Origin of the sequence: Nevskia soli (genome assembly GCF_903970205.1) — a bacterium.
GTDB lineage: Bacteria > Acidobacteriota > Terriglobia > Bryobacterales > Bryobacteraceae > Bog-113.
On sequence record NZ_CAJCHS010000063.1, the window covers coordinates 1 to 10,594 of the forward strand.

11 protein-coding genes are annotated in these 10,594 nt (G+C 59.3%); 10 read left to right on the forward strand and 1 reads right to left on the reverse strand.

All coding sequences use genetic code 11. From position 1 onward, the window contains the following. The 5 genes from H1Y01_RS03125 to H1Y01_RS03145 form a co-directional block, all read left to right on the forward strand. Positions 1–307: YfhO family protein (locus H1Y01_RS03125; RefSeq protein ID WP_180538688.1), on the forward strand; the 307-nt coding region annotated here is incomplete at its 5' end. Positions 308–422: 115 nt separating this feature from the next. After that, the gene (locus H1Y01_RS03130; protein ID WP_180538690.1) at positions 423–2,711 is read left to right on the forward strand and encodes a YfhO family protein; all 2,289 of its coding nucleotides are present in this window, start codon (positions 423–425) and stop codon (positions 2,709–2,711) included. Then, on the forward strand, positions 2,686–4,323 hold the full coding sequence (locus H1Y01_RS03135) for a glycosyltransferase family 39 protein (protein WP_180538692.1): 1,638 nt from the start codon (positions 2,686–2,688) through the stop codon (positions 4,321–4,323). Before H1Y01_RS03130 ends, H1Y01_RS03135 begins: the two co-directional genes overlap by 26 nt. A 5-nt stretch (positions 4,324–4,328) precedes the next feature. After that, the gene (locus H1Y01_RS03140; RefSeq protein WP_180538693.1) at positions 4,329–4,847 is read left to right on the forward strand and encodes a hypothetical protein; all 519 of its coding nucleotides are present in this window, start codon (positions 4,329–4,331) and stop codon (positions 4,845–4,847) included. Positions 4,848–5,370: 523 nt separating this feature from the next. Then, the gene (locus H1Y01_RS03145) at positions 5,371–5,754 is read left to right on the forward strand and encodes a TraR/DksA family transcriptional regulator (RefSeq protein WP_180538695.1); all 384 of its coding nucleotides are present in this window, start codon (positions 5,371–5,373) and stop codon (positions 5,752–5,754) included. Between the two features lie 54 nt (positions 5,755–5,808). Here H1Y01_RS03145 and pgeF read toward each other — a convergent pair whose 3' ends face one another. Continuing rightward, positions 5,809–6,498, reverse strand: coding sequence for a peptidoglycan editing factor PgeF (gene pgeF, locus H1Y01_RS03150; protein ID WP_180538697.1), 690 nt, complete (start codon positions 6,496–6,498; stop codon positions 5,809–5,811). A gap of 47 nt (positions 6,499–6,545) precedes the next feature. Here pgeF and H1Y01_RS03155 point away from each other — a divergent pair, with 47 nt between their 5' ends. The 5 genes from H1Y01_RS03155 to H1Y01_RS19445 form a co-directional block, all read left to right on the forward strand. Next, positions 6,546–6,860, forward strand: coding sequence for an AtuA-related protein (locus tag H1Y01_RS03155; protein WP_180538699.1), 315 nt, complete (start codon positions 6,546–6,548; stop codon positions 6,858–6,860). Beyond that, entirely contained in the window at positions 6,850–7,617 is a 768-nt protein-coding gene (locus tag H1Y01_RS03160) for an enoyl-CoA hydratase/isomerase family protein (RefSeq protein WP_180538701.1), read from the forward strand. The genes H1Y01_RS03155 and H1Y01_RS03160 overlap by 11 nt, the downstream gene beginning before the upstream one ends. Before the next feature lie 126 nt (positions 7,618–7,743). After that, positions 7,744–9,183, forward strand: a complete 1,440-nt coding sequence (locus tag H1Y01_RS03165) for a hypothetical protein (protein WP_180538703.1) — start codon at positions 7,744–7,746, stop codon at positions 9,181–9,183. 13 nt (positions 9,184–9,196) lie between these two features. After that, positions 9,197–9,736, forward strand: coding sequence for a Uma2 family endonuclease (locus H1Y01_RS03170; RefSeq protein ID WP_180538705.1), 540 nt, complete (start codon positions 9,197–9,199; stop codon positions 9,734–9,736). 631 nt (positions 9,737–10,367) lie between these two features. Continuing rightward, positions 10,368–10,594 (forward strand): hypothetical protein (locus H1Y01_RS19445; protein WP_219341222.1); only part of this gene is annotated, 227 nt, incomplete at its 3' end.

Genomic DNA, 10,594 nt, shown 5'->3' on the forward strand with positions numbered 1-10,594 from the left:
CTTGAAGATAATCGAGAGCGCGGAATACAGCTATGTGAAAGTCGATATGCAGTGCCGGGGATTAGTCGTTATTTCGGATAGCTGGTACCCCGGATGGCGCGCGACAGTCGATGGACATGAAGCCGAGTTATGGCGCGTCGATACCGTTATTCGAGGTGTAGTTGTGCCGAAGGGATCGCATGAGGTTCGGGTGGTGTATCGGCCGGCTTCCGTTTATGCCGGGTTTGCTTGCCTGTTGATCGGGTTGGCCGGCGCCGGTTTCTTGCAAAGGCGGCGGGAAGCCGACAGCGCGGACTTACTCGCGTAGGGGGCCAGGTCTAAAGTCCAAAAAGACCGCTTGCTCACGCGCGCGGCTCAGTAAATTCATTGGTTACTGAGCCGCGACCGTGAGGGAGTCGGTTCTGACACTGTACAATCGACTCTTGCCTGGTCTACTAACACCCGTCAGGGCCGGCCTACCGGTGCGCGTGCGGCGCATCGCGTCTAACGTCCGCGCGCCGCTGGTCATTCTGGCCGGGTTAGTAGCCGTCTATTGGAAGCTGCTGCTAACCAAGCAGTACACGTTCCTCGAAGACCCCGATGGCGCGCGCCAGGTCTTGCCTTGGCTGGACGTGCAAGTCCACGCGCTCCGCCACTTCTCGTGGATGCTTTGGGACCGCTATGAATGCGCGGGTCAATCTCTGATCGGGCAAGTACAGCCCGGTGTTTTGAGTCCCTTTACCTTCTTACTGGCATTGTTCCCCGTAAGTTCGACCGGCCACATACAAGTTTACTGGGTACACGTGTGGTTTGTACTGATCCACTTCACGGCCGCCTTATTCGCTTACGCGTTGTTTCGCGATCTAAGTTGCCCGATGCCGGCCTCGGTACTGGGCGCGATCTTCTACGGGACCGCCGGTTACATCGGAAACACCGGCTGGCCGCAGATGCTGGCGGCGGCGATCTGGGCGCCCTTGGTATTCCTGTTTCTGCTGCGCACGCTACGAGGGCGAACACCAATCCGCAATGCGGCTTTTACCGGAGCGTCGCTGGGCGCTTCCTGGCTGAGCGGCCATCACGGACCTTCGATCTGCCTCACCCTCGCCGTCTTCGGGACAGCTCTCACATACCTTTTCATGCGGCCGGGCTTCCGCATGGAAACTCTTCGGCGCATCGGCGTCATGGTCGCGGCTCTGGCGTTAGTCAGCGCCGCTCAAGTGCTTCCCGCCATTGAATACGGCAAACGGTCTTTGCGGTGGACTTTAGGTGAGCACGCTTGGGGAGACCGCATCCCGATCCCTGAACACGAAGCCCTGGGGATGAAGCCTGTCGACTTACTCCATCTTTTCTTTCCCGGCGGCAATGGAATCTACGCCGATCCGTTTGTGGGCGTCGTCGCTTTGAGTCTGATTGCCATAGCCGTCTGGTGCGCGTTTCAAAGGCGCGAAGTGCGCTTGTTCGTCGTGCTCGGCGTGTGCGCGCTACTCTACTCCATGCCGAAGAACGACGTGCTTTATGGCTTCTTCTACGCATTAGTTCCCATGGTGGAAAAAGCGCGCGAGCCGGTGATGGCTTTCTCTATCTTCCACTTATGCGCGGCAGTCCTGACTGCGATCGGCGCGTCGGTGGTATTAACGGGTGTCGATGCACCTCGCGGCCGCGGTGTAATTCGCGTCCTGCTATGGTTTGGCGGAATTACCTTGGGCCTGTTCTATCTCGATATGTATCTTCGGCCCACGGTAACAAGCTACGTAGTCGATGCCGACCCGCGCGTTGGCGTCATCGCCCTCTTAGGAGTACTCGCTGCCGCCGTTTACCGGGCCAGTTACCTGGGATATCTGCGCAGAACCGCAGCCGTTGGGCTACTGGCCGTATTGATCGTGATTGAACAAGGCAATGAAGCGCCTTGGAACTGGGTACACAAGAACGACACGCAGCGCGCAACCTATCTGAAACCGCTCTTCGAAACGCAGGACGTCGCCGATTTCTTACGGAAACAGCCAAAGCCCTTGCGCGTTGAGTGGAACGACAAAGACATCGAGTTCGGGTTCGGTGACTGGAATCGGATTGACGCAGTTTACGCCACGGGTGCCAGCGTTCCTACCAGCCTGCACCGCCTCGGACCGTGGAACGATCGCGTGGCCCAGCTTTACGGGGTGCGATACACGATCAGCAAAGCGGCGACGCGGTCGGCCCAGCAGGAGATTTTCTCCGACCCCGCCGGCTATAAGGTGTTTGCGAATCCCGATGCGCTTCCACGCGCGTGGACCGTACATCAAGTCGTCAATGCGCCCAACGATCAGGCTGCATTCGATAGGGTGAACAGCGGCAGTCTCGATCTGCGATCAGCCGTCGTCATGCGAGGGACTTCGCCGCGTGTGGCCGCATGCGACGGCGATCAAATACAGTCCATCGACGAACAGGAAGCGGCGGTTCGCGTGCGCGTCCAAATGGCTTGTCAGGGGTTGCTGGTGGTCAGCGACAACTGGTATCCGGGTTGGCGCGCGACGGTGGATGGCCGCAGTACGGCCATCTTACTGGCCGATCAAGCCATTAGAGCGGTTGCCGTTGGTTCCGGCACGCACGAGGTAGTAATGACTTACCGGCCGGGGACGATCTACGCTGGGCTGCTGTTACTTACTCTGGGCCTTGGACTTACCCTTTGGCTCGGTAGGCGGTCCGAACGCGACGGAGCCGATGTGCTGGATGCCGCTACCATCCGCTCGATCTAAGCGCGTCCAGGTGCTGTTGCCGCTGGTTCTGGCGTGCGCCGTCTTTCTTACTCTCGCGATCTTACTCATCCCGTTACCTGGAATCCAAAACGACGAGGTGATTTTCGCTAACCCGCTCTATCAACCGTCGGTACCTTTCCTGTCGATCGGCTCACACCGGCACTACGTGCAGGTGATGATCATCAGCTATCTTGGCGCTCTAAAAACGCTGCTTTATTTGCCCCTGCTTCGGCTCTTTCACCCCTCGGTGTGGGTCTTGCGCCTTCCACCCGTTTTCCTGTGTATCGGGGCCATCGCTCTTACATGGCTATATACGCGCCGCGTCGCTGGTCTGGCTGCCGCCGCGATCGCGGCCGTGCTGCTGGCTGCCGACCCCGCCTTTCTTCTTACCGGGACACTCGATTGGGGCCCGGTAGCCCTCCAGCATTTTCTGCTGATGGCCGGCTGGGTCAGTCTGCTGCGATGGTTCGATAGCGGCCGCGAGATGTGGCTGGCCGTCGCGTTCTTCGCCTGGGGACTCGGGCTCTGGGACAAAGCGCTGTTCATCTGGCCGCTGTCCGGGCTCGTCATCGCGGCTCTGTGCGTCTATCCGCGACAAGTCTTAGCTCGCGTGCGAGCGCGGGCGGCAGGCATCGCTCTGGCCGCGCTTTTCATGGGCGCGTTTCCGTTGATCGCCTACAACGTGACCCATCGCGGCGCAACCGTAGATCAGAACTCGCATTTTGTCCTGGATGAAACCGCACTCAAGGTGAACGCCCTGCGCGAGACCTTGGACGGCGTGATCCTGTTCGACATGCTAGTTCCGAACACAGCCTCGGCAGCGCCCTTTACCCCGTCTTCCGCGTGGCAGCGCGGCTCTTTGTGGCTGACGCACAAGGCGGGCGATCGTCACCGGACCGGGTTCGAGTGGTGGCTTCTGGCTGCGATCGTTCCGGGCCTATTGATCGTGAGTAGGCGGGAGCGCCGTCAGATGCTGTTTCTGCTTGTGGCAATGGCTGTCGCGTTTTTGCAGATGCTGATTACCAAAGGAGCCGGCGCTTCGGCGCACCATGAAATCCTGCTGTGGCCCTTTCCGGCCATTCTATTTGCGATTCCGTTCGGCGCGCTCGCGGGCGGACGGTTTCGCGCGCTGCGCTGGGGATCGCTGGCGATCGTCGGCGGGCTGTTCGCGCAGGAACTGCTCACCGTCAATCAATATGTCGCCGGTTTCCTGGCGAACGGATTCTCGCCGACCTGGTCGGACGCGATCTATCCGCTCGCCCGGACAGTTCAGGCCCGCCCCGGAACGCGGTTCGAAATTGTCGATTGGGGGTACTTGAACTCCCTGGTTTTCCTAACCGCCGGAAAAGTCAATGTCGATAATCTGTCGGAATGCCTCGTCAAAAGTGCGTCGCCCGCCGATTCCGATTGCGGTTTCGCGGCTCTGGCACGCGTTCCCGGCATCCAATGGATTCAGTACACGCCGGTGAATGAGGCGTTTCCGCAAGTGGATGAACATCTCGAGCGCATCGCGGGCGCTGGGGGTTACCGCGAAGTGATCGATCAGGTCGTCACGGACTCCCATGCCCGGCCCATCTTCCAGGTGTTTCACTTCGAAAAGCAGATATATTGATGGGAATGCAAAATCGGCGCTGGATCCAAACGATTCTTACGGGAGCGGCTCTGCTGGCTGGCGCGAGCTGCCATATGTCGTCGCGTGACGATCCGAATCGTCCATTAACGGCCCGCGTGCGCGCGAATGATCCGTCGGCGGCGCGTCAGTTGGCCGCGGGATTCTACGGCGTCGAAGACCATGCGTGGCGATGGACGGCCGGGAAGTTCGCGGTCCTCCTTCCGGTAAACGACAAGGCGAGAAGCAACGGCGCGACGTTGAACCTGAAGCTGACCTTCCCTGCGGCGGAGATGTCTCAATTGGGTTCGACCACTCTGTCGGCCGACGTGAACGGAACGGCGCTTCCGCCGCAAACATTCTCGAGGTCCGGCGACTATACGTATTCTCAGGACATCCCCGCCGCCGCTTTAACGGGATCCACCATCCGCGTGAATTTTGCGCTGAGCAAATCGGAGCCGCCGTCCGGTCAGGATCAGCGCGAACTCGGCGCGATCGTACACGAGATCAACCTCAAAACAAAATGAACGCGTCGGGGATCTTTATCGTCTGAAAAGTATCGGATACCCGGAGAGGGTGGGTCCTGTAAAAAAAGTTCTGTTTAGGGGTTGACATGCTGAACCCGGCGTGCGATCCTGACTCGGTCCCGAACGGCTCAAAGAGATTCTTTCAGCCGGCGAGCATCATCGGGATGGAGTCAAGCACTCCGAAAACAGCCCCTCTTGCCGGTGCTGATCTGCCCGGCGGGAGGTACGATTCGCTTCGTTCCGTATTTCCGGCTAAAGGGTAAACTTCTCGGAAAATAAATCCGATAAGAATACCCGGCATTTGTGACGATGTTGCAGTCGTTTCAAATCGGCGATGGTTTGGCAATTCGCGTGCTTCCGGAGATTCCCAGTCAGTCGTTCTGAGATTCCGATACGGATGTAATAGGAAGATGTTAGCCGGTGCCTATCAGATTTCTAGAGTGCGAGGCGCGAAAGTTTTGAAACCTTCTGGTCGTTGGATCGTCTTAATGACACAAGGATATTGTTAGGAGAGTAAAGGGAAATGACAAAGGCTGAGTTGGATAGATTCAAATCCATCCTGGAAGCGCGACGGGCAGAACTGGGCGGCGCTTTGCGGAACCGCGAAGACATTGCGATCGAAAAAACGCCGGACGCGCTGGACGAGGTCCAACTGGCTGGTGAACGTGAGCTTGCAATTCGGAATCTGGATCGCGAATCGAACCTGTTACGGCAGGTACGCGGGGCGCTGGCCCGGATCGCCGAGGGTTCCTACGGGATCTGTATGCATTGTGACGAAGAGATTAACCTGAAGCGCCTGAACGCGGTTCCCCAGACCGCGTTCTGTATCAAATGCCAGGAAGCCGCCGATCGCCACGAATTCGAAGAGCAGGAAACGCTCGACAGTCTGTTGGCCAACGCCGCATAAGATCTTCGCAGGGATTTACCCGAAAAGTGGGCGCGGAACATTCCGCGCCCATTTTTATTGGCCGGTCGTAGTGTCCGGGCGAAGAGCGATCCAGCTCACCATGCGCCCGGCGCGGTCGCGCTCTTTGCGGAACGAGAAGAAGAGGTCGGTACGGTCCGCGGTACACAAGCCCGCGTGCGCGATGTTGTTCCGTGGTACGCCCGAATCGGCCAACTGGTGCGCGTTTGCAGCCGCGAGATCGACCATCTCTTTCGTCGTTGTGCAGTAAAGTCTGCGGTCCCAGTGCGCGAACTCGCGCGCGACTTCGGGACCTACTTCAAAACAGCACGCTTCGATCCCGGGACCGATGGCTGCCAGAATGTCTCTTGGCTCGCTGCCGTAAAGCTCCCGGATTCGTTCGATGGTGCTGGTAACGATCCCGGCCGCCGTGCCGCGCCAGCCCGCGTGAATCGCGGCGACCACATGGGCTACCGGATCGGCGAGCAATATCGGGAAGCAGTCGGCGGTTTTTACAGCCACGGCGAGACCGGGTCGATTCGTTACCAGCGCATCTCCCTCAATGACTTCTTGACGTAGGATGGTCGCGGCATCAACGACGCGCGTCGAATGAATCTGCTTCACCGTGGTTAACGTTCCTTCGGGACTCGCTCCGTCGCGTGTTCCAAAACCATGGGCGATTCCAGGGTGCGCGGCCAGTAAACCAGCCCGGAGTTCGCTCCCCGCAAAGAAGAATTCTCCCGACATGCGCTGTCTCAAGGGTAGCGTGCGCACGTTGGAGCTACGCTGAATGAATGCGAGTACCGCTTTCCGAGATCGCTCACACCCGTTCGGGCGACAAAGGAGATACCGTCAACATCGGAGTAATTGCCTGGCGTGCCGCGGACTACCCGAAATTAGTCCGCGAGCTGACGCCGGAGCGGGTGAAGACCTACTTCGGCGATCGCGTTAAAGGCTGCGTGGAGCGGTTTGAACTCCCCAATCTGGGCGCGCTGAATTTCCTGCTGCACGAGGCGTTGGGCGGAGGCGGAACGGTGACCCTGAGAGTCGACGCTCAGGGCAAGACGTTCGGCGCGGCGCTGTTGGGGATGGAGATCGATGTCGATTGAAGTGCAGCTTCACAACCGCGTGCTGCGGGTGAAGCTGAACCGCCCGGAGAAGCGCAATGCGTTGAATCTTGCCACGTGCCGCGCGCTGAATCAGGCGATCCTGGACGCCAACCGGAATCCCGCAGTCGGGGCGGTGTTGATCACGGGTGCTGGACCCGCCTTCTGCTCCGGTATGGATCTGCGGGAAGCCGAGCACGCCGGCCACACGGCGCTGGCGGACGCGCACGACCGGCTGTTCACCATTCGCGAATGGGCCGAGAAGCCGGTGATTCAGGCAGTACATGGCCCGGCCATAGCGGGCGGGACAGGCCTGGCTGCCAATGCGCACGTGTTATTCGCCGCGGAAGACGCCAGTTTCGGCTTGACGGAGATCCGGCTGGGGCTGTGGCCGGTTCTGATATTCCCGGCGATGATCGCGGCCGTCGGGGAGCGCCGGGCTGTCGAGCTGGCGCTATCCGGCCGGATTTTCAGCGCGGAGGATGCGCATGAATACGGCCTGGTATCGGAGATCGTTCCGCAAGACGAACTGCAATCGCGAGCGCTCGCGTTTGCCGAAATGGTGGCCGGCTCCAGCGCGATGGCGCTACGTTCGGGGCTCGATTACGTGCGGCGAATTCGGGGAAAACCGCTGGGCGAAGCGCTCGAAATCGGCCGGACGATGCGGGACGAACTGATGCGGCACGGGGACTTTGCGGAGGGCGTTCGGGCCTGGAAAGAGAAAACGAAGCCCGATTGGCCGTCGCTGCGGGAGGTTTGAAACTGTTGGAAACCGGGACGCATCTTATATAGCGGAACTAAAAACTATTTCTTTACTATCAACAAGATATGAAGAAATGGTTTAGTTGTATTAGAGCCCACGCCCGTTTTTTGTGCAATACTGTGGGTGCGAACGGCCATTCCAGCGATGTCCCAGTTGAACGAGGCGATCGCCCGTTATCACAAGATTCTCGAGTCCGAGCCCTACCGTGATCTTTCCTGGGTGAAAGAACTCCAGGAGCGAATGGAAGCGGAGCAGCTTTCATCCGGCGGCCGGTTATTGTGCCCTTTTTTGCGGCCCAATTTTGTCACCCAGCGCCAGTATGACGCTGTGGTCAAGGCGGGCGAAGCCTTGCTTGCTGCCAATTATCGCATGCAGCGGATTGCGCTCGGCTCCCCCCGGCTGCTGGCCAAACTCGAGCTGCTGCCGGCTGAGAAAATGCTCGCGGCAATCGACCCCGGCTATGCATCGCCCGACGTGCTTTCGAAGCTCGACTTACAGTTGGGGAACGGGTCGCTGCAGATGACGCAGCACACAGGCGACGCTCCGGCAGGTGTGGCTTATGCCGAGAATCTGGCTGACATCTTCTACGATTCGCCGCCGCTGGTCGAGTTCCGGCGTAAGTATACGGTGACGCGCACCGGCGGAAAGCAGCCTTTCTTATCGGCCTTGTTGGAAGCGTACCGCCAGTTCACGGCTTCGACGAGCGGCGTTAATGGTAGCTCCAACGGGAACGGACATGCAGGCCACGCCAACGGGAACGGTAAGGCCAAGCGGCCCCGCATTGCTTTACTGGAATTTCGCCAGCCGACGCGCAAGAGCGAGTTCGAGCTGTTCCGCGATTACTTCCGCAGTGAAGGTCTCGAGATCGCAATTCTCTCACCGGAACAACTGGAGTATCGCGGCGGCAAGCTGCGCAGCGGCAGTTTCGAGATCGACTTGGTCTATCGGCGCTTCAGCGTGCAGGAATTCCTGGTCCGCTTCGATTTGAACCACCCGCTGCTGCACGCCTATCGCGACCACAAGGTTTGCGTGGTGAATAGCTTTCGATCCGAGATGTCGCACAAGCGGGCGATGCTGGCGCTGCTGACGGAAGACTCTCTGACCGCGAAGTTTCCGCAGAACGAACGCAAGGCGATCGCCGAGCATGTGCCGTGGACGCGTCTGTTCGTTCCCGGCAAGGCGACCCGCGGCAAAGAGCAGGTGGAACTGATCGACTACACGCGCGAGCACCGCGAGGAGTTGGTTCTGCGGGCCAACGACGAGAGCAGCGATTCGCCCGAATTCATGGGGCAGGATCTGAGCGCGGACGAGTGGGAAAAGGCCATGCGGCAGGCGCAGCGCGTCCCGCACGTGGTGCAGGAGCGCGTGGAGCCCGCGCGGCTGATGTTTCCTTTGCTCAGCTACGGTCACCTGGAATTCCAGGAGATGAACGTGGACGTGCACCCGCAGGCGTTCTTCGGCAAGGTAAACGGGTTTTCGAGCTTCCTAAGCGCGACCAGCAACGGTGGTTTTTCCACCTCGGCCGGTATTGCGCCGACCTTCATCATCGATAACAAGAGCTGACGGACTCAACTCGATGGCGGCCGATACCGGAACACTGACGCCCGATGCGCTGATCGAGTTGCCAAGGCCACCTAACGGGAAGCATTACGAACTCAGCGACGGAGATTTGATCGTCGTGGGAAATGCGGGCGCGCTTCACGAGCTGATCAAAACGACTGTGTTCGAGATTCTCACCGAGTACCGGCTGCGCACCCGATCCGGCCGTGCGTTCGCCGAGACGCAATTTGCGCTGCGGTCCGACTGCGCGCGAATCCCGGATGTAGCATGGGTTTCCGAGGAGCGGCTGCAGCAAATTCCACGCAGCAATCAGGCGATCGGCATCGCTCCGGACGTCGCGATCGAGATCGTCTCCGATTCGGAGCAGCCCAACGAAACGGAACGAAAGCTTCGGGACTATCTGGAAGCCGGCGTGGAGGTATGGCAGGTCTTTCCCGCGCTTCACAGCGTCACAATTTGGCAACGAAATCAGGGTTGCCGATTGGCTGAGGACTCCGTCATCACCTCCGAACGGCTTCCTGACTTTTGTGTCATCGTATCCGACTTGTTCCGGTGATTCCTTTGTTGTTGCTGCTAGGCGCGCCTGTCCCAGTTAAGGCGGCGGATACCCGGCTCGACGCGATCCGTGCCTGTTGCTTCCCATGCGAGCGCTGACTACTGGGAACCAAATCAGGGCGCAACGCCAGACCTGACACGCGCGAAGCACGTGCTTCGCGAGTGGATCGAATCGCGTCTTGGTGTTGTTCAGTGGAACGGCGGGCGTTGGAATCCGGATCCGACGGTGCTCCAAGAACGACTGAATGATGAACTCACCCGCGCAGACCTGATCTGCACTACGGAGTCAAAGGTAGAATGCGCGCCGTGGCGCGACCGCGGCTTCCTGGAGCGGGTCGCTCTCGACATGCAACAGGGCATCTCGTTAATTGTCCGAACCGGGGTCGCCCTTCCAAGCTGCAGCTATGACGAATCGGCTTACGCCTATGAGCAGAACGGCAGTCAATGGCGCAAGTTCTGGCAGAGCGAACAAGATGATTACAGGGAAGGTAAGTACTCTCCTCAAACCCTCAGAGCAGTGCGCATTGTCTGGACCCCGAAGGGCGGGAATGAACCGGTTCTGCTGTTAAGTGGAAGTCAAATGGCCTACATAAACGCACCCATTCAAGGCAGCGTTACTCCAGACGGAGTTCTTGTTCGAATACGTTATAAAGAAGGGCAAGCTGGAGCGCGCCGATCCAGTTGCTCTTGTTCCGCAGGATTTCACCGCTTTCTGGTCACGCCATCCCTGGCCGGAGAGTTCCCGATGGACCGCGGTGGCAAGCCGCTCGCAGTTACAACAATGGCGCAAGCAGCACCAACGCCCGCTCTCGGAATTTGGATCGCCCAGCCTGCACTGCGCCCTCGAATCGGGTCTCTG

What these genes read in the sequence shown, in the direction of transcription:
- H1Y01_RS03135 (WP_180538692.1), top strand. Translation starts at nt 2,686, where the DNA reads ATGCCGCTACCATCCGCTCGATCTAAGCGCGTCCAGGTGCTGTTGCCG.
- H1Y01_RS03140 (WP_180538693.1), top strand. Translation starts at nt 4,329, where the DNA reads ATGCAAAATCGGCGCTGGATCCAAACGATTCTTACGGGAGCGGCTCTG.
- H1Y01_RS03145 (WP_180538695.1), top strand. Translation starts at nt 5,371, where the DNA reads ATGACAAAGGCTGAGTTGGATAGATTCAAATCCATCCTGGAAGCGCGA.
- pgeF (WP_180538697.1), bottom strand. Translation starts at nt 6,498, where the DNA reads ATGTCGGGAGAATTCTTCTTTGCGGGGAGCGAACTCCGGGCTGGTTTA.
- H1Y01_RS03155 (WP_180538699.1), top strand. Translation starts at nt 6,546, where the DNA reads ATGCGAGTACCGCTTTCCGAGATCGCTCACACCCGTTCGGGCGACAAA.
- H1Y01_RS03160 (WP_180538701.1), top strand. Translation starts at nt 6,850, where the DNA reads ATGTCGATTGAAGTGCAGCTTCACAACCGCGTGCTGCGGGTGAAGCTG.
- H1Y01_RS03170 (WP_180538705.1), top strand. Translation starts at nt 9,197, where the DNA reads ATGGCGGCCGATACCGGAACACTGACGCCCGATGCGCTGATCGAGTTG.